We start from the raw sequence: 17,002 nt of genomic DNA, 5'->3' as shown, positions 1-17,002 counted from the left end.
ATCAATGGCGAATGAAAAAGTTTCGAACAGAAACTTTATTATTCTCCTGGCGTTTTTAGTTGGAATTGTTGGTGGTCTGATGGCGTCTGTATTAAAAAGACTAACGCATTTTATTGCGGCGACGATCCAGGATGATATTGATTGGAAGGTTAAATATTCGGTTTATTTGATTTTCCCGTTGATCGGGATCTTACTGAGTGTGTTTTTGTTCGGAAATTTCTGAAAGGAAAGAAGATGGAGCATGGTATCACCCCGATTATCTATGCCATCAGCCGAAAGGGAAGCCGATTGGACCCGAGTAATATCTATTCGCAGGTCGTCACTTCGGCGATTACGGTTGGATTTGGAGGTTCCTGTGGATTGGAGGCTCCGGTGGCATTGGGGGATCGTCGATAGGTTCCAATATTGCCCGTTTTTTTGGTCTGCAATATAAAGAAGTCACCATGCTTTTGGCCTGTGGCGCGGCAGCAGGAATTTCGGGCGCATTTAATAGCCCTTTGGCGGGAATGATCTTTGCGATTGAGATATTGCTTCCGGAATTCTCCATTCCGGTTTTTATTCCACTTTTGATTTCTTCGGCTCTGGCGTCCGTTGTATCGCGGCTTTTGTACAGTGAACCGCTATTTAGTACGTTCAATTCGGATTGGCAGGTTTCTGCCTTGTTATTTTATTTGTTATTGGCGGTATTGATTGGACTGTATACCATCTATTTTGCCCGTGTGTCCAGTTCAGTAGGAAAATGGTTTGCTAAAATAAAGAATCCCTATAACAAAGTATGGGTAAGCGGAATATCCTTAGGGATTATGATTTTCGTATTTCCAGCACTTTATGGTGAAGGGTATATTACGATCCAGCAGATTCTCAATGGACAATTTAACTCAATTGTAAAAAACAGCTTGTTTTCTGATTATAAAGATATGGGATTGGTGGTGTTGGGTTATACCATTTTGACCTTATTTGGTAAATCTTTTGCTGCACTATTTACGTTGAATGGAGGCGGAAACGGCGGGGTATTTGGACCGAGTCTGGTGATGGGCGGTCTATTGGGCTTTGCCTTTTCTTATGGGGTCAATCTGACCGGAATTGCAGAGCTTAACGTCCCAAATTTTGTAGTTGCCGGTATGGCAGGTGCGTTGAGTGGTATTATGCATGCACCGTTGACGGGTATCTTCTTAATTGCAGAAGTCACTGGAGGTTATACCTTAATGGTACCCCTGATGTTGGTCTGTTCACTTTCCTATTTGATTAACCGCGCGGTATTGAAGCATTCGATCTATACAAAAGTATTAGCCGAGTCAGGCGATCTCATTTCTTACGAAGATAAGGACCGTTCTGTCTTGAGCATGATGCGGATTAAGTATGTTCTGGAAACCAATTTTGTGATTTTGAGACCCGATGAAACGCCCAAAAGTAGGCAGTCGGATATTATCCACAGTAAACGTAATATCTTTCCGGTGGTGAGTTATGAAGGTAAATTTATAGGGCTTCTCTATAGCGAATTTTTATTTTCGGTGCTGTTAGGGGAGGTCGAAGGGGAGAGACTCCATTTGAAAAATTGGCACAGAAACCAAACGATACCGTGGGGATCAACGAGAACATGGAAATTGTAATGGCTAAGATGAACAAAGATGACACTTGGATATTACCGGTACTTGGGGATGAAAATAAATATATGGGCTTTGTATCCAAGTCCAGCGTTTTTAATAAATATCGCGCATTACTTATCCGTCAGGGACATTATCTAGAGTAAACGGATCAGGATTGGTGTAAACATAATCTGGAGTAACATCATGTTCTCGGATAGATGGTTGGTGGGAAATCGTTTATTGACCAGATACTTACATGGACTTAAAGGAGGTGAAATCCATGTAAGTATAGTTTGGGCTGAATTAGCCACGCATTGCCATAATTTTTGTCACGTATTTTCCAATAATATCAAATTCAAGGTTGATTGTCGTACCTACTTCAACCTGTTGAAGATTGGTATGTTCGAGTGTATAAGGAATGATTGCGACAGAAAACTGGTCATCGCGAGAATCTACCACTGTCAGACTAATACCATTAACGGTAACGGATCCTTTTTCTACTGTAATATTCTGTTTGGAAGGATCGTATTGAAAGGTAAAAATAAAACTACCATTTTCATCGGTTTTCTGTATACAGGTTGCGGTCTGATCGACATGTCCTTGGACAATATGCCCATCAAATCTTCCACCGGCTAAGGTACAGCGTTCGATATTAACCAGGTCTCCAACTTTCAACTGTGCTAGATTCGTTTTCTGTAAGGTCTCATCAATCGCCGTTACTTTGTGCACCTGATCATCCAGCCCAACAACGGTCAGACATACACCATTGTGGCTTATGCTCTGATCTATTTTAAATTCATTGGAGATGGGGAGCTCACATAAAAATGAATGTTGCTTTTTCGTGTTCAATACGCTCGATTTTTCCTAAGGTTTCTATGATTCCGGTAAACATGAACTAAAATTTTTGATTCAATCAAAGTTACTAAATAATCGAAGGAAACATGGTTTTTACCAACAAAATCGACGCATGAATGACAGAATAATTTATGGTAAATATAATTCATGGAAGGGATAAATACTGTAATAGAATCTGCTTTGATATAGTATGCTAAAAAAAGAGCTTTTGAAAATAGCAAAAGATTGTGTGTATATAGTACACTTACTATTCCTTTTGTCGTGGCTATGCCAAAACAAATTTATGGGAGTTGAAAAAAATATTACAAAATTTTTGTTTATATCATTTGAAGCATTATCTTTGTCATAGGTTTAGGTTGATTGCCTCTTACAAAGAGGTATTTATAAAAGCTTAGCAGGTCGCCCGACCAAATGCTAAGCTTTTTTATTTTACAATAATATGCTGTTTTACAGTTGATTATATTTTCATACCGCCCAATCATTTCCTTTTTCTGAATTGCCTGTTTTTTTATTGATTCGTATTTTTTAATTAAGGTATCGATGAGCTTGCTACCTTGGGTGTATTTGCCTGAAAGAATCTTCGTTTGGTTTTGACAGCTGTTGCTGCTTGTGAAAGCATGAACTTTTATTTTTTCTGTATCGCTATACGATATGCTGTTATCGGAACCGATTGATTTTTTTAGCTTTTGAAAATATGTAAAGCGGACATTGAGATTAGCAGAAGGTATTCGAAATTTTGGATCTGAAGCGTTCTTTTAAAGCGAGAAGTGCCTTGGACCGCGCATAATAGACATTTGATGGGGTAGTATCTAGTATCTTGCAGATTTCTTCAGTATCTAAATCCTCCAAAAACTCATTTTACATATTTTAGCCTGCTGTTTTGGTAGTTTGTTGATTTCGGCCAGTAATAACTCCGTTAGCTCTGTTCTAAATATTTTTTTCAGAATATCGTCCTCGGGTAGGGATAAATTCTGAAGGATATCCAATTCTTCGGTCTGCATTTTAAATCGGGCCGATCTTTTCATATCGATACAGGCATTCTTGGTCGCGATATACAAAAATGCTTTGAGGCTATCGTAATTGTCCACTTTCTGTCTGTGATTCCAGAGCTTGACAAAGATATCCGACACAATTTCTTCAGCATCGGTTTTGCTGCGTAGATAGGAAAAGGCAAAATAACGTAGCGCATGGCCAAAATGGTCCATGAAAAAGCACAATGCGCTTTCATTCCCCTCTTTTAATGCGTTAATATGCGACTCTAGTTGAAGCATGTTTGGTTATCAATATTTTTCTTTCATTGCCCTAAGATGGACATAATGACCGATATCGTGGCCTTTGTTGTTGTTCAATAGGATATTTACGGGCAGCCTCCCAACATAGATACTAACAACGAAGTTACATAAAAAAACTTGGGTTGTCATGTTTGAAAACACGACAACCCAAGTTTTTTAACGGAGAATAAATGAGATCCGGAGAAATTTATTTTTTACCAGCTTACTGTCTATGATTTCCCATTCTTTTATGTGTGCAGGACGGTGTTCAGTGCGGATAATTTCATCAAAATGACGGAGCAATTCGGGATGTTTGTTTGCAATATCTTTTTGCTCCCAGGGATCCGTTTCTAGATCATACAATTGCCATTTTGCTTTTGGATTATTTTTTAAATCCAGTTTAATTGCTTTCCATTGTCCCTCACGTATGGCTACCTGACCACCTTTTTCGGGGTATTCAAAGTAAAGGTATTGGTGTTTTTTCTGGTTCTTTTGTCCCAACCAGGTTGGCAGCAGGGACAGTCCATTGGTATTACCGGGATCCTGTTGGACCAACTGTCCAAAGGTAGCCATCAGATCATATTGTGCTGAGATGACAGCTGTCTCGGTGTTTGCTTTGATTGTTTTGGGCCAGCGGACGATCAATGGAACTTTAATTCCCCCTTCAAACACATCCATTTTTAATCCTCTGAGTGAATCGACGCTCTTGAAAAAGCGATAATCTATACCACCGTTGAAACCTGTGCCATTGTCGCTGGAAAACAAGATAATGGTATTGTCGTCCAGACCCAGGGATTTAATATGTTTCATGATCAGGCCCACTTGGTCATCCAGATAAGTGATCATGCCTGCATAGGTAGCTCTTGGATAAGGCGTGGCCGTGTAGCCATCCTGCCCATAGTAAGGATGGTCATGGAAAAGATCTTTATACCGATCCACATATTCCTGGGGTACCTGTAGAGAAAGATGGGGTAGGGTGTACGGAAGATAGAGGAAGAAAGGACGGTTTCGGTTCTTATCAATAAATGCCAATGCCTTTTCCGTCATAACTTCCGGAGCATATTGTTTGCCACTGAATTGCTCAAAATCTTTGGCCGTTGCTTTGGTGGAGTCGAGTGGAATATGCACAAACTTTTCTTTGTTTTGGAGTGGATATTTTTGCTCGTTTTCCCAGAGATGGCTTGGATAGTAATTGTGGGCCTGCTTTTGGTCGAGGTAACCAAAGAAGTAGTCAAACCCCTGTTTGTTTGGGCTTCCGGTTGTATTTTGCATGCCGAGTCCCCATTTTCCGATGGCCCCAGTATGATAACCAGCTTTTTTAAATAGGTGAGCCATGGTGTAGGTTCCCTCGGGTAGGGGCATTTGCCCACCTTCGAGGCTATCGGCAAACCCGCCCAATTCATAATTACCCCGGATATAGGACTGACCAGCATGTTTACCTGTCAATAACATGCAACGCGCTGGGGCACAAACTGGAGCACTTGTGTAATGATTGATAAAACGAAGTCCCTCCTGCGCCAACTTTTGTAGGTTGGGGTTTTGATTAGCTGTTGTCCGTAGGGTTCTGTCTCGGCATAGCCCAAGTCATCCGCATAAAAAAGATGATATTGGGCAGCTTTTTAGCTGCTTGATTTTGTTGTGCAAAAGCATCCCCATCCCAGTAGGATGAGGGTAAGACCTATTCCTTTTTTCATTTTTTGCGTTCTCCTTCCAATAACTGTTTCAACTCATTCACTTTTTCAGGATATTTAGCAGCAACGTTGTTTTTTCTCCGATATCATTTTTGAGGTCGTACAATTGATCTTCGGGAAGATTTCCTGTCTCTGTATCCGTCAATTTCATATAGGCGGTACCGTTGCTTGGCGCAATATATTTCCAGTTGTCTTTGACAATAGCCAAGGTTTGTGCATGTTGGATCATGGTGCTACGTCCTTTGGGATCTTCGCCGGTTAAGGTTTTCAATAAGGCCTTGCTATCTTTTGCTTCATCAGCTTTTAATTTTACACCTACAAGCTGCGCACTTGTTGCCAACAGATCCATTTGACTGATCAATGCATTGGATACCTTTCCTTTGGCCACCCCTTGTCCGCTGACGATAAAAGGTACACGTGTCCCTCCCTCAAAGATACTATATTTACCACCTCTGAGCGGTCCTGCGGGCTGATGTCCATTAAGTTGGGCCACTGCACCGTCTACATAGCCATCATCCAATACCGGACCGTTGTCGCTACTGAAAATGATAATGGTGTTTTTGTCCATGCCGAGTAGCTGTAATTGCTGTTGAATCTGTCCGACTGTCCAATCCAATTGTAGAATGGCATCTCCGCGGTAACCTAGTTTACTTTTGCCCCTAAATTGTGTGGCCGGCATACGTGGTACATGGGGTTCCGTTAAACAGAAGTAGAGGAAGAATGGCTTATCCTGATGTTGTGAAATGAAATCTTGCGCTTTATGTAGAAAGGTTGTGGAAACTTCTTCGTCTACCCAGCGTGCACGTGTGCCGCCGCTCATGTAGCCAATCCGTCCGATGCCATTGACAATAGTCTGGTTGTGCCCTTGGCCGGGAGAGGATTGCATTTTGAGTAATTCGGGATGCTCTTTGCCCGTAGGATCGTTGCCTATTTTCTTCTCATAATCGACAAGGATGGGATCGTTTGCTTCAGCGGCGACAACCCGATCATTTTCTAAGAAAACGGTCGGAACACGATCGGCCGTTGCAGGGAAGATAAATGAGTAATCAAAACCAACATCGTTGGGTCCGGGTTTGATGGCTGCATTCCAGTCTTTTTGACCTCGTTGCCAAGTCCCATATGCCATTTACCGACAATTGCTGTAGCGTAGCCTGCATTTTTGAATACTTTGGGCAATGTGATTTTGTCTGTTGGTACAATCAGCTTGGCATCTCCGGGCAGGATGCCTGTACCCGTCTGGCGCCATGGATAGGTACCGGTCATCAAAGCAAAGCGAGATGGCGTACAGGTTGCGGAGGTACTATGTGCATTGGTAAAGCGCGTACCGCTGTGCGCCAATTTATCCAAGTTTGGGGTTTCAATCTGTTGGGCTCCATAGCTGCTCAAGTCACCAAAACCAAGATCATCCGCATAGATATAGATAACGTTCGGTTTATTCAGTTTTTGTGCAAATGAAGTCAGGGGAACTGTCATCGCCAGACTCGAAGAAAGTAGGATCGTAAGAGATAGGGTCTTTTTCATATTGTGCAAATACGTTGATAGGGTGTCGTCTTTTGTTGACGACACCCAATATACTATTTTAAATTTGGATTGATATCAATTTCACTTTGGGGGAATTGGCCAGTGATTATCCTGGCCTGCTCTGAAGGACTTTTTGGTTACATACCAGCGACTATAGCTGTCTCTGCTACTACCTGCTTTCACGCGGATATTTTTGGCATCGGGAAATGCGGCGCCATAGAAATCACCATTTAAAACATCTTTTGCTGTATCCCAACGCAAAAGATCCCAATAGCGGATACCTTCTAAGGCTAGTTCCACACGTCTTTCATTGCGTAATGCTGCCCGGACTATAGTCGCGTTTGTGACAGCGATAGGAGGCATATTGACACTGCTACGTCGGCGGACTGCATTGATGGTTTTATCCAGTAGCTCAGCTGTCAGGGGATCCCCATTTTCGAGTTTGGCTTCAAGGTAGCTCAATAGTACCTCAGCATAGCGAATAATAGGAAGATCTGTTCCGAATTCTGTAAATTGCCGCTAAAATTTTCAGCGTTAAATTTACGAAGACCATAACCCGTGCGTGTTGCTTGCTTGGTGGTTGTGAGCTGGTCAATGGACAGGGTTGAGTCTGGATGCGAGATATACCGGAGATTTTTGAAACGGTCCCCGTTGCTGATGACGGTAAATCCTAATCTCGGATCCCGATTTTGGGTGATATTCTGTGAATTATATCTGGGATCAGTATAGGAAAAGGCTGTTCCATCCGTAAAGGTATAGCTCTCCACTAGGCTTCCCAATGGACAATGGAGATGCCAGCCACCGGCTATTGCTGGAAAGTTATGTTGAAACATACCATTTCCGGCAAGGTCTACAAGATATTGTGTGGCAAAAATGATTTCTTTACTGGATTCATTACTGCCATCAAAAAGACTTGTATAGTTGGGATCAATACTATTTTCATTGGCATTGATGATATTTTCGTAGGTCTTAATTGCTGCGGCGTAAGATTTTTCGGCTAATTGTAGCCGCCCCAGAAATGCATAAGCGGCTTGTTTTGTCGCGCGACCCCGTTCTGCTGCGGGTAATTTACCATAGCTTGAAGGTCATTTGCAGCTTCCTGCAACTCGCGTTCCACAAAGGCAACCAATTCCTGCTTTTTGTTTTTGATAACATGATTGGCTTCGTCAGCTGTTAATGTTTTGGTCACCAATGGGGCATCCCCAATACTGTGATAGGTAGAAGTATTGACAGGCGCGAATAAAACGTGCTTCAGCCTTAAAGCGGGCCAAAAGCTCAGGTGAAACAGGCGTTTTGTCCACATTCTCTAAAAAGAAATTTGCACGGGCAATCCGTTTGTAGGAGAGCGTCCAATAGTTGGATAATATACCAATATTACTGGTGAGTGTACCATCGGACAATTTATTGAATGCAGAATTATCTCCGCGTCGGTCATAGGCGTTGTCGGAGGCAAACTCTAGGTAGAGCAAACCATGGTAGGACCACCAGTCTGAGGGACTAAACTCGGCTAAACTATTCATTTGGATTTCGCCTTTGTAAAGGCCTGTGATTGCAAGTCTTGCATTAGTCTCGCTGCTCCAGAATGTGTCATTAGCAAATTTATCCAGCGGATTTGTATCCAATTGTTTTTTGCAGCTCATGGTTAGACTGGAAGCTAAAAATATACAAAGGATCAGTTTTATATTTTTATAGGTTATACGTTTCATGTTATGGTTATTGAGTTGATTTAAAAACTAAGATTTACGCCGAACGTGAAATTGCGCATAATGGGGTAGTATGCCCCACTTGAATTGATCTCCGGATCCCAACCTTTTCTATAATTGCTATTTGTAAAAGATTCTCAGCATTTACATAGATGCGTAAACCTGACAATTTCCATTTGGAAACCAGTTGTTTTGGGATAGCATATCCCAACTGTATATTTTTAAACGCAAGTAGCTCGCATCAAGCAGCCAATAGTCTGATAAGAGCGTATTTGGTGTTCCGGTACTTGGTAGCTGTTCGAATCGTGGGTATATGGCATTTCGATCTGGATTTGCGGTAGTCCATCGGCCATCGGCTTGCCAACGCTGAATATTGCCATTCTGAGTTAATGCAAATCCAGCGTAGTTATTTAACAAACCCTGCACACCACTTACACCCTGGAGTAGGAGACCAAGGTCAAAACCTTTGTAATTAAATCCAAGATTCATTCCATAAGTATATTTGGGAATACGGGATCCAATAACCGTTCGGTCGTAAGTTGCATCCACCTTACCATCAGGGACACCGTCCGGTCCACTGATATCCTTGTACCGGATATCGCCAGGTTGTGATTGTGGATTAATACTTTTTGATCTGCCCAAGATGCCACATCAGCAGCATCAACAAATAAACCGTCAGTCTGATAGCCGTAATAAGCCTGTATTGGATAGCCGATAAACAAATCGGATCCGTTACCAATCATGCCATTGGACTGATTGATATTGCCAATACCCAAATCGACGACTTTATTCTTGACCGTGGAGAAGTTTAGATTGACATTATAGGAGAACTCATTGACCTTATGTTGATGGCCTAACGTAAATTCCCAGCCAGTATTTCTAAGTTTTCCAGAGTTTTGTATACCAACATCAAAGCCTAATACCTTTGAAATGCTAGAGCTGGGGCTGACTAAAATATCATAAGTAAAACGATTGTAATAGGTGCTGCTAAAGGTTAGTAGATTTTTAAATAATGCGATTTCGAGTCCGGCATCAGCAGTTCGGGTTGATTCCCAGCGTAAGTTTGGATCTACAATCGTCACACGGGCGACCCCAGGCGATATACTATTTCCGAAGGGATAATTGTAACCCGTATTTAAGATGTTTTGGTAGGGATAATTTGACACTACTCTTGAGGTAAGATTCTCGACAATATTCTGATTACCTAAAACACCATAGGAGCCTTTTAATTTCAACTCAGTAATCCAGTCAAACTTATCTTTTATAAAAGCTTCTTCACTGATTAACCAACCTGCAGCAAGTGAAGGGAAAATAGCATACCGTTTACTTGTAGGAAAGCGGGATGAACCATCGTATCGAATCACCCCTTCTAGGAGGTATTTTTTTGCGTAATTGTACTGAACCCGACCAAAGAGCGATTCTAATGCCCATTCGGATGCCGAGCCCGAGTTAAGTTGTCCATCTGGTGAACCAATATTTAATTCTGTAAGCTCATTGCTCGGGAAGTTTTGACGAGAGGCCGACAGTCCTTCACTGTAACCTTTTTCAAAGGAATAACCAGCAAGGATTTTAACGGAATGGTCGTTGAATGATTTGGTATAATCGGCTAATGCCTGAAAAGTTTTATATGTCGTATAAGGGGCGCTCTGTTCTAGTGTAGAAGGAGCAAGTGTAATGGAGCTATTAATGCGCTGTGCTGCACGAAACAGTTTAGAACGACCATTGGTTTGGGTATAACCACCAATTGCCGAGAGTGTCAGATCAGAAATTGGATTCCAGTCGAAACGTGCATTTCCGGAGATATCGGATACTTTCTCTTTGTAAAATGATTCGCTTTCAAGAAAAGAGACGGGTGTTCCCTTTAGATTATTTCCAGCTCCCCAGTCGCCATTGCTCATACGGATCGGAAATGTTGCGGGATAGCGGATAACCTGGGAGATAATATCTGTCATTCGCGAAAAATCAAGCGTTGCTGGTGCAGCGGGTTCATCGGTGTCGGTCTGTATCGCCGATACCCTTGTCGTTAATTTAAGTTTATCACTCAGCTTGGAAATCAGATTGAGTCGAACATTGTATTTATTAAAGTTGTTTTTAATGACAATACCTTTCTGATTGAGGAACCCGGCAGATAGGGTATACTGTATTTTTTCGGTTGTATTGGAAATATTCAGGTTATGTCCAGTCTGGGCTGCCTGTGATTTAAATGTACTACCGATATAATCGCTATTGGGGTAATTGTCAGGATCAGATCCGTCCTTAAATTTTTGAATTTCTTCTTCGGTATAACCACCACCACCGTTTGTGGTTTCATTGAGCAGGCTGGCATATTCCCAGGAGTTGACAAACTCGGGAAAGGCTGTTGGTTTTGAATGCCAAAGTATCCGCTATAATTAACGGCTAATTTTCCGGCTGTTGAACCTGTTTTTGTGGTGACCAAAATAACGCCATTGGCGGCTCTGGCACCATATATTGCTGCTGATGAGGCATCTTTCAAAACAGAGATGGAGGCGACATCATTGGGGTCGATATCATTGAATGAGCTGGTTGGAATACCGTCGACCAGTATAAATGCATCGGTGGTGGCACCGAAAGAGCCCACACCTCTGATCTGTATGCTATTGTTGGCCGCACCGGGTTGCCCCGAACGTTGGATCACTGTCACACCAGGCATTTGTCCCGTTAGTGCCTGCGCAAGTTGTGGAACCGTTCGTTTGGCAAGCTGCTTACCATCAATCTGGGAGACCGAACCGATCAATTCCTTCTTTTTCGTAGCACCATAGCCCACGATCACCACCTCTTCTAAGGCGTCAATCTGTTGATTAAGCGTAACATCAAGATAGATTTGTGTATTTAAGGGGATTTCTTTCTGCTGAAATCCAATCATCTTAACAACAAGTATGGCATTGCGATCATTGACATCCAGCTGGAAATTTCCGCTGGCATCTGTTGTGGTTGCTTTGCTTGTTCCTTTGAGAGTAATTGTTGCCCCAGAGATTGGCTGCCCCTGGCTGTCATGGACATTTCCTTTACGGTCCTTGTCTGCAACATAAACGCATAGTTTGTTGGAGTAATGACAGCTGAGTTATTTGCTTTTACTGCGGTGACGACAAGCATATTGTCTTTGAAACTCCAGCTAATGGGTTTGTCTTTCAACAGTACTGACATCGCTTTTTCTAAAGGCATATTCTTTACATGCCCCTCAATTTTTATTTCGGCGAGTTCCTTACCATTTAACAGAAAGGGAATACCGCTCTGCTTTTGGATGGTTCGCAGAACCTGTATAAGCGATGTTTTGTTTGCATCTATGGTAATAGATTGTGCGTATCCAGCTGCTGAGAGTTTGACAACACATGCAAGCGTAAAAAGGCGCTAAGCTTCATTTTGGTCTTCCATTGTTTGGGTATGTCCATAGCTATAGCTTTTCTATGAACAAGAAATTTAAAATTCATAAATTTGTTGAATTAGGGATATAATCTGTTTGTAAACTGATTGAGTGAATCGGTCAAAAATGGAGATCGCTAATGTATTGGCCGATTAATGTTGGAAGCATTATTCGGCTTTTTTTTAGCGGCTCTGATTAGCTTCGTTAAGTTGGCTTTTCATCTGTATAATTTGGTTTTTGGTTATATAATGGGTTAATTGGATACGATGAGCTTACGGACGCCATCTTCCTGGATCAATTCAAACTGGATATTACTTCTTTTAAAATTTCCAATACTGCGGACAAACTTTTTGTCCGCTGAATTTCACCGTATAAATAGGTCTCTTTGATGTTATTTTTATAAATAATCTGGAGATCATACCATTGACCAATCGTCTGTAGGGCGGTATGGAGGTCTGTCTCATTGAAATAGAATTTATTGTCAATCCAGGCAATGTAATTGTGTGGGTCTACGCTTTTTGTGAAAGGCGTCCCGATGACAGGGTGGCCTGTTGATTGGGTTTGAGCTGTATTTGCTGTCCATTGGCTGATAAATTGATCGAACCTTCGACAAGTGTCGTACTGCTTTTTTGTTTTGAATAGGTGTTGACATTAAATTCGGTACCTGTTACTTCAATCAATTGACCATTGGACTTTACACGGAAGGGCACTTTTTTATTTTTGGCGATTTTAAAGTAGGCTTCTCCATCCACTTCCACAAGTCTCTGGTCTTTTGCGAATTGTAGGGGTATTTGAATGAGGTCTTTGCATTAAGAGTAACCTGAGACCCATCTGCCAGGGTAATTTGGAGCATGCTGCCAGCTGCTGTATTGACGGTCGCAATCAAATCAGTATTTGGAACTGCCGATTGGATAAGACTACCATCGGTATATTTCAAGCCACCAGATGTGACCAATGCACCTTTTCATTGTCCAGTTGGATTACTTTTCCGTTCGAAAGCCGTATTTCAGTATGATTATTCGGTAATTCGACATCATGTAGGACGATTCTATTGGCATTGGGGGCCGAAGGCTTCCAAATAAATTGATAGATTAATCCCGCAAGAACAACACAGAATAGAGCCGCAGCATAAGGCATAAGTCGCCTGATCCTGTTGATACGAACAGGTTTCTCTTGTGCATGGATCGTTGCCAGGGTTTTTGTTTTGAGGCGTTCGGACCAATCTGTAGCATCTGATTCCTCCAGTGAGATCCGCTGTCTCAAATCCCGTACAAGATCTTCTTTTTGCAACAAATCATCAAGATAAATGCCATGCGCAGGGATTCGGCTAACCAGGAGGACAACGCATTTTTTCCACCGGCGATAAATTGCCTTTTATGCATTTTACAATCAGTTGCTTGATATCTTCTGTTAGCCTCATGGTTTATAATTTTAGATAGATACGTAGCATGGAGAGGAAATCTTAGTAAAAAATAAAAATTTGTATTAACTGTTCGAATAGGATAGATCTTGTCTGCAAATAGTTAAATATGAGTTCTGTATCTGCGAATGTTTGTTGTCGCTTTTTAATTTTTGGGAATATTCGCACCTTTGGGAAAGATTCAAAACTCCAATGACAGAAAGATTAGTAAAATTCAGATTTCTAATGATCAAAAGTTTAATAATTGGTTTGACCCTCATTATGGGGGCATGTTCAACAGATGGTCCCAGCTACCAGCAGGAAATTTTGGATCTAAAAGATCTTGATTTTAGTAGGGATGCTGAGCTTTTCTATCAGTCAGCAACACAAAAATCTAATCTTGACATTGATAGTAAAAAACAATTTGTTGAAGTCCATGACCTCGGGAACGGTTGGTCGACGTTTGAAGTGAAGAAATTTTCCAGCAAAGACATCGTTGCTAAATTTGATAAGGTGAATTTTAATCAGGTGAATGCCATCGTAGGAAAAGATCGAAAATTTAAGCTGGTCAATGCCCAGGCTGAGCTTACAGGTGTTGAATTGAATAATTTGTATAAGGATCTTAATGCAGGTTTTGGTGATCCGATTAAGGTGGATTCTATTGCTCGTTCGACCTATACACGTATGTATCGTTATACTTGGGAGGGAAAAGGACAGGTGTTTCAAGTTGTTTCAATTTTTAATCCAGCACAACCTGAGCGGCTAGAACAGATTAATGCAAGAATTCCAGACAAGGATTTAAGAATTGTCAATGAGCGGCCCAGCATGTCATTATTTATCTGTAAAAACTCCTCAATGGAGGCAATCCTTGACTTGGAGCTTGTTGATGGTGACTGGGTAAAATTTAAATACTAACTGGTCCGAATTAGTTTGAAATGTTGATAGATATGGCTATTTTTAAACCTTTCATACAATTGCGGTATAGCCTTATTAGCTGCTTTTTGGTTTCAATTGCAGCGCTGTTTTTTAGTTGATAATGGTCAGTCTAATAGGGTTTTATCATTTTGTTTGAATATAAATGCTTAAGAATGTTGGTGCAAAGGGAAATAGTCAAGATGCTAGAAAATGGTTTATGGAAGATGGTATGCAGTTAAGTTGGTTGTGGATTGTGTTGAATACATCTCTTTTGACAGATCGCTAACATGAAAAATTCACAGGTAATCATCGGTTACGAAAATAGTCTTTTTATAGATTTTGTTGTCGATAAAAATATCGTTGGATTCGCCATTGTTTGTTGATCGGTGTGATTGTTGGTATTCATTTTTGCCAAGCAAGAAGGCGGAAGTAGATCCTACGAGTAGCCTGTGGCGTCTTTTCGAGACTTTGCTGTCCATTACTATTTTGTTGAGTCTTTTTACATCAATCATTATATCCTAATCCCTGCATTTGTACTGAGAAGTCGGTTTTTAGCTTATGCGGGGAGTCTTCTTGTCGTTTATACACTTATTTTTTTAGTGTTGATGTATTTGGAGCGACAGGAATTGCGGTTTATCCAAAAGCCGGATCGGTCCTATCTGGATTGGGAAGATTATTTGATCATCGTTATTTTATTGACCATATTTATAGCAGCAGTCAGTAGCATGAAGCTGTTTAAGGTGTGGATTGTTAACCTCATTCGATTCAAAGAATTTGAGAATAATACACTGACGATTCAATTGGAGCAGCTTAAAAGCCAAATTAATCCCCATTTTTTGTTTAATACACTCAATAATATCAATTTCTTGATTGATGAAAACCCTAAATTGGCTTCCAAGGTACTGCTTAAATTAAGTGATGTACTCAGAAATCAACTTTATCTGTCAAAGGGGATTCGATCGAATTAGGGAAAGAAATTGCTGTCTTAAAAATATTCTCTTTATGGAGGACATTCGTAGGGATAAATTTGTCGTCGATTTTACTATTGACCAACAGATGGAACAGCTGCATGTTCCACCATTTCTATTTATTCCTTTTGTTGAAAATGTTGTTAAGCATAGTGCACATCAGGCGATGGAGGGAGGAAAGCATGTGCAGATTGCTTTTTCAATTCAGGCTGAACGTATTTGTTTTACCTGTGTTAATCCGAAGAAACGAAAAAACAGGCTGCTGCCTATGGTGGTCTCGGATTGAGTAATATCAAAAACGATTAGAAATTTTGTATCCGAATAGCTATAATTTGCAAATTGATGATTTCGACGATAGGTATAAGGTGTTTTTAAGTATTCCGATGGGAACGTAATAAGACTATGGACAAGCTAAGTATTAAATACATTGTGATTGAAGATGAACCTTTGGCGAGAAGGGGCTGGTAAAATTATTGAAAGGTTACGATTTTTTGGAATGCCTCGGCATGTATGGCAATACGGAGGATGCCCGTATGGTGATGGAGGATCAGCTCCTTGACTTGATTTTTTTGGATATCAATCTACCCGAAGAAAGCGGTTGGGATTTTGCTCAATTTATCCCTGCCCATATACAGATTATATTTACAACTGCTTATCCCAATTATGCATTGGAAAGCTATGAACTGAATGCGTTGGATTACTTGTTAAAGCCTATTGCTGAGGATCGGTTAAAGAAGGCTTTGGATAAAGCCGTCAGCCATTTTCAACAAAAGGTTCCGGAGAAAGGTGTTGTATTGCCTACTGATCATATTTTTGTAAAGGCTGACCGTAAGCTTTTTCGGTTGGAGCTAAATGAAATTCAGTACATTGAAGCCATGAAAGATTATGTGATGATCCATACAAAAGATAAAAAATTAATGGTGGCAATGAACATAAAAACGATATTCAATCAATTGCCCAATACAGACTTTGTGCGGATCAATAAATCCTTTGTGGTCAATCTAAATAAAGTGGAGAGTGTAGACAACCATTGGGTGACAATCGCCGGCTTTGAGATGCCTTTGGGAGCAAGTTTTAAAGAGGATCTTTTGGAACGTATAAAAAAGCAAACCATTAATCGGTAAAAGGTAGACTGTAATGGGCCATTTGCTTAATTTAGTAGCGAGGAGATAATGTCGTTCAGCATCATCTCCTCGCTGTTACAATATATTCAATTAATCAACCTGTATGCTTTTGGTCGAGAAGGTATGTGCACTAAAATAGCCGAGTGTTACGGGGCTAATATTAGTAGGCGGATTACTTGGTGTCACACCCGAATTGGCCGATTGCTGCATCAGGCTATACCAGTAGTTGTATACCGTTTTATCTACACAGAGCATTTCTACACGAATACGATCACCAGGAATATATCGACATCATCTGGACGCAATGTTAAATTGATATCATTCCCATTGTTGAAGTCGTCGTTGACCGCATAAATATCTTTCAATTGTTTGTCGTTTAGAAAAACGATAAATCTATACTGATTGATTTGATCTGCCGGATCCTTATAGAAGACTTTAATATTCCGTTTTCCTTATCGCCAAATTTTGGTTTTTCGACAGCAATAGAGTCCAGTGAAACGATTTGCGGCATTTGCGAAGTTGCTTGATATTTATCTTGATCAATGCGTACTTCCATTGTGTATGTCTCCCCGGGATTCCTGTCAATT

Annotated in this window: 24 protein-coding genes and 3 pseudogenes; 8 read left to right on the top strand and 19 right to left on the bottom strand. The window is 40.9% G+C overall.

The annotated features are described in order from the left end of the window. Window positions 1-4: 4 nt before the first annotated feature. From KUH03_RS03795 to KUH03_RS03780, 4 genes are read left to right on the top strand one after another with little or no spacing between them, the layout of a single operon-like run. Window positions 5-223, top strand: a complete 219-nt coding sequence (locus tag KUH03_RS03795; RefSeq protein ID WP_257091645.1) for a hypothetical protein — start codon at window positions 5-7, stop codon at window positions 221-223. Window positions 224-234: 11 nt separating this feature from the next. Next, entirely contained in the window at window positions 235-396 is a 162-nt protein-coding gene (locus tag KUH03_RS03790) for a hypothetical protein (RefSeq protein ID WP_257091644.1), read from the top strand. Between the two features lie 47 nt (window positions 397-443). Continuing rightward, window positions 444-1,610 (top strand): chloride channel protein, encoded by a 1,167-nt coding sequence (locus tag KUH03_RS03785; protein WP_257091643.1) that lies wholly within the window; start codon window positions 444-446, stop codon window positions 1,608-1,610. Next, window positions 1,580-1,750: a hypothetical protein gene (locus tag KUH03_RS03780; RefSeq protein WP_257091642.1), complete on the top strand. Its 171-nt coding sequence runs from the start codon at window positions 1,580-1,582 to the stop codon at window positions 1,748-1,750. Before KUH03_RS03785 ends, KUH03_RS03780 begins: the two co-directional genes overlap by 31 nt. Before the next feature lie 139 nt (window positions 1,751-1,889). Here the strand turns inward: KUH03_RS03780 and KUH03_RS03775 are convergent. From KUH03_RS03775 to KUH03_RS03710, 17 genes and pseudogenes are all read right to left on the bottom strand, one after another. Beyond that, window positions 1,890-2,478: pseudogene (locus KUH03_RS03775) on the bottom strand (riboflavin synthase). Between the two features lie 799 nt (window positions 2,479-3,277). Beyond that, complete coding sequence (locus KUH03_RS03770) at window positions 3,278-3,712, bottom strand: sigma-70 family RNA polymerase sigma factor (protein ID WP_257091641.1); 435 nt, start codon at window positions 3,710-3,712, stop codon at window positions 3,278-3,280. Window positions 3,713-3,889: 177 nt separating this feature from the next. Further along, window positions 3,890-5,245, bottom strand: a pseudogene (locus KUH03_RS03765) (arylsulfatase); the annotation flags it as partial. Window positions 5,246-5,443: 198 nt separating this feature from the next. Continuing rightward, complete coding sequence (locus tag KUH03_RS45185; protein ID WP_306429929.1) at window positions 5,444-6,223, bottom strand: sulfatase-like hydrolase/transferase; 780 nt, start codon at window positions 6,221-6,223, stop codon at window positions 5,444-5,446. Window positions 6,224-6,396: 173 nt separating this feature from the next. Next, on the bottom strand, window positions 6,397-6,924 hold the full coding sequence (locus KUH03_RS45180) for a sulfatase-like hydrolase/transferase (RefSeq protein ID WP_306429431.1): 528 nt from the start codon (window positions 6,922-6,924) through the stop codon (window positions 6,397-6,399). Between the two features lie 81 nt (window positions 6,925-7,005). Then, window positions 7,006-7,386, bottom strand: a complete 381-nt coding sequence (locus KUH03_RS03755; protein WP_257091640.1) for a RagB/SusD family nutrient uptake outer membrane protein — start codon at window positions 7,384-7,386, stop codon at window positions 7,006-7,008. Continuing rightward, window positions 7,383-7,799, bottom strand: coding sequence for a RagB/SusD family nutrient uptake outer membrane protein (locus tag KUH03_RS03750; protein ID WP_257098035.1), 417 nt, complete (start codon window positions 7,797-7,799; stop codon window positions 7,383-7,385). Before KUH03_RS03750 ends, KUH03_RS03755 begins: the two co-directional genes overlap by 4 nt. A gap of 122 nt (window positions 7,800-7,921) precedes the next feature. After that, the gene (locus KUH03_RS03745) at window positions 7,922-8,113 is read right to left on the bottom strand and encodes a hypothetical protein (protein ID WP_257091639.1); all 192 of its coding nucleotides are present in this window, start codon (window positions 8,111-8,113) and stop codon (window positions 7,922-7,924) included. Further along, window positions 8,091-8,564: a RagB/SusD family nutrient uptake outer membrane protein gene (locus KUH03_RS03740; RefSeq protein ID WP_257091638.1), complete on the bottom strand. Its 474-nt coding sequence runs from the start codon at window positions 8,562-8,564 to the stop codon at window positions 8,091-8,093. Before KUH03_RS03740 ends, KUH03_RS03745 begins: the two co-directional genes overlap by 23 nt. Window positions 8,565-8,771: 207 nt before the next feature. Next, entirely contained in the window at window positions 8,772-9,116 is a 345-nt protein-coding gene (locus KUH03_RS03735; protein ID WP_257091637.1) for a hypothetical protein, read from the bottom strand. Further along, window positions 9,113-10,945: a SusC/RagA family TonB-linked outer membrane protein gene (locus KUH03_RS03730; RefSeq protein WP_257098033.1), complete on the bottom strand. Its 1,833-nt coding sequence runs from the start codon at window positions 10,943-10,945 to the stop codon at window positions 9,113-9,115. Before KUH03_RS03730 ends, KUH03_RS03735 begins: the two co-directional genes overlap by 4 nt. 116 nt (window positions 10,946-11,061) lie before the next feature. Continuing rightward, window positions 11,062-11,607: pseudogene (locus KUH03_RS03725) on the bottom strand (TonB-dependent receptor plug domain-containing protein); the annotation flags it as partial. Next, window positions 11,508-11,810 carry a hypothetical protein gene (locus tag KUH03_RS03720; protein ID WP_257091636.1) on the bottom strand — a complete coding sequence of 101 codons (303 nt, stop codon included), beginning with the start codon at window positions 11,808-11,810 and terminating at the stop codon, window positions 11,508-11,510. The pseudogene KUH03_RS03725 and the gene KUH03_RS03720, both read right to left, overlap by 100 nt. Window positions 11,811-12,303: 493 nt before the next feature. Continuing rightward, window positions 12,304-12,495, bottom strand: coding sequence for a DUF4974 domain-containing protein (locus tag KUH03_RS48055; RefSeq protein WP_373564936.1), 192 nt, complete (start codon window positions 12,493-12,495; stop codon window positions 12,304-12,306). A 23-nt stretch (window positions 12,496-12,518) separates the two neighbouring features. Next, a complete protein-coding gene (locus KUH03_RS03715; RefSeq protein WP_373564935.1) occupies window positions 12,519-12,800 on the bottom strand; it encodes a FecR family protein in 282 nt (93 codons plus the stop codon). Continuing rightward, window positions 12,704-12,946, bottom strand: coding sequence for a FecR domain-containing protein (locus tag KUH03_RS48050; RefSeq protein WP_373564934.1), 243 nt, complete (start codon window positions 12,944-12,946; stop codon window positions 12,704-12,706). The genes KUH03_RS03715 and KUH03_RS48050 overlap by 97 nt, the downstream gene beginning before the upstream one ends. After that, window positions 12,943-13,302, bottom strand: a complete 360-nt coding sequence (locus tag KUH03_RS03710; protein WP_257091635.1) for a hypothetical protein — start codon at window positions 13,300-13,302, stop codon at window positions 12,943-12,945. Before KUH03_RS03710 ends, KUH03_RS48050 begins: the two co-directional genes overlap by 4 nt. Before the next feature lie 319 nt (window positions 13,303-13,621). Here KUH03_RS03710 and KUH03_RS03705 point away from each other — a divergent pair, with 319 nt between their 5' ends. The 4 genes from KUH03_RS03705 to KUH03_RS03690 all read left to right on the top strand — a co-directional run bounded on the left by KUH03_RS03705 (window position 13,622) and on the right by KUH03_RS03690 (window position 16,415). Beyond that, window positions 13,622-14,323 (top strand): hypothetical protein, encoded by a 702-nt coding sequence (locus tag KUH03_RS03705; protein WP_257091634.1) that lies wholly within the window; start codon window positions 13,622-13,624, stop codon window positions 14,321-14,323. Window positions 14,324-14,772: 449 nt separating this feature from the next. Beyond that, a complete protein-coding gene (locus KUH03_RS03700; RefSeq protein ID WP_257091633.1) occupies window positions 14,773-15,291 on the top strand; it encodes a histidine kinase in 519 nt (172 codons plus the stop codon). Window positions 15,292-15,325: 34 nt separating this feature from the next. After that, window positions 15,326-15,577, top strand: coding sequence for a hypothetical protein (locus tag KUH03_RS03695; RefSeq protein ID WP_257091632.1), 252 nt, complete (start codon window positions 15,326-15,328; stop codon window positions 15,575-15,577). Between the two features lie 187 nt (window positions 15,578-15,764). Continuing rightward, window positions 15,765-16,415, top strand: coding sequence for a LytTR family DNA-binding domain-containing protein (locus KUH03_RS03690; RefSeq protein ID WP_257091631.1), 651 nt, complete (start codon window positions 15,765-15,767; stop codon window positions 16,413-16,415). Window positions 16,416-16,505: 90 nt separating this feature from the next. Here KUH03_RS03690 and KUH03_RS03685 read toward each other — a convergent pair whose 3' ends face one another. Both KUH03_RS03685 and KUH03_RS03680 read right to left on the bottom strand, forming a co-directional pair. Beyond that, window positions 16,506-16,670, bottom strand: coding sequence for a hypothetical protein (locus KUH03_RS03685; RefSeq protein ID WP_257091630.1), 165 nt, complete (start codon window positions 16,668-16,670; stop codon window positions 16,506-16,508). Window positions 16,671-16,791: 121 nt separating this feature from the next. Beyond that, window positions 16,792-16,971, bottom strand: coding sequence for a hypothetical protein (locus KUH03_RS03680; RefSeq protein WP_257091629.1), 180 nt, complete (start codon window positions 16,969-16,971; stop codon window positions 16,792-16,794). Between the last annotated feature and the right edge of the window lie 31 nt (window positions 16,972-17,002).

Origin of the sequence: Sphingobacterium sp. E70 (assembly GCF_019285695.1) — a bacterium.
GTDB lineage: Bacteria > Bacteroidota > Bacteroidia > Sphingobacteriales > Sphingobacteriaceae > Sphingobacterium > Sphingobacterium detergens.
Note: the sequence above shows the minus strand (reverse complement) of the source record. Positions and strands in the feature narration are given on the sequence as shown.

What these genes read in the sequence shown, in the direction of transcription:
- KUH03_RS03795 (WP_257091645.1), top strand. Translation starts at nt 5, where the DNA reads ATGGCGAATGAAAAAGTTTCGAACAGAAACTTTATTATTCTCCTGGCG.
- KUH03_RS03790 (WP_257091644.1), top strand. Translation starts at nt 235, where the DNA reads ATGGAGCATGGTATCACCCCGATTATCTATGCCATCAGCCGAAAGGGA.
- KUH03_RS03785 (WP_257091643.1), top strand. Translation starts at nt 444, where the DNA reads ATGCTTTTGGCCTGTGGCGCGGCAGCAGGAATTTCGGGCGCATTTAAT.
- KUH03_RS03770 (WP_257091641.1), bottom strand. Translation starts at nt 3,712, where the DNA reads ATGCTTCAACTAGAGTCGCATATTAACGCATTAAAAGAGGGGAATGAA.
- KUH03_RS45185 (WP_306429929.1), bottom strand. Translation starts at nt 6,223, where the DNA reads ATGAGCGGCGGCACACGTGCACGCTGGGTAGACGAAGAAGTTTCCACA.
- KUH03_RS45180 (WP_306429431.1), bottom strand. Translation starts at nt 6,924, where the DNA reads ATGAAAAAGACCCTATCTCTTACGATCCTACTTTCTTCGAGTCTGGCG.
- KUH03_RS03740 (WP_257091638.1), bottom strand. Translation starts at nt 8,564, where the DNA reads ATGAGCTGCAAAAAACAATTGGATACAAATCCGCTGGATAAATTTGCT.
- KUH03_RS03735 (WP_257091637.1), bottom strand. Translation starts at nt 9,116, where the DNA reads ATGAATCTTGGATTTAATTACAAAGGTTTTGACCTTGGTCTCCTACTC.
- KUH03_RS03720 (WP_257091636.1), bottom strand. Translation starts at nt 11,810, where the DNA reads ATGCCTTTAGAAAAAGCGATGTCAGTACTGTTGAAAGACAAACCCATT.
- KUH03_RS03705 (WP_257091634.1), top strand. Translation starts at nt 13,622, where the DNA reads ATGACAGAAAGATTAGTAAAATTCAGATTTCTAATGATCAAAAGTTTA.
- KUH03_RS03695 (WP_257091632.1), top strand. Translation starts at nt 15,326, where the DNA reads ATGGAGGACATTCGTAGGGATAAATTTGTCGTCGATTTTACTATTGAC.
- KUH03_RS03685 (WP_257091630.1), bottom strand. Translation starts at nt 16,670, where the DNA reads ATGCTCTGTGTAGATAAAACGGTATACAACTACTGGTATAGCCTGATG.
- KUH03_RS03680 (WP_257091629.1), bottom strand. Translation starts at nt 16,971, where the DNA reads ATGGAAGTACGCATTGATCAAGATAAATATCAAGCAACTTCGCAAATG.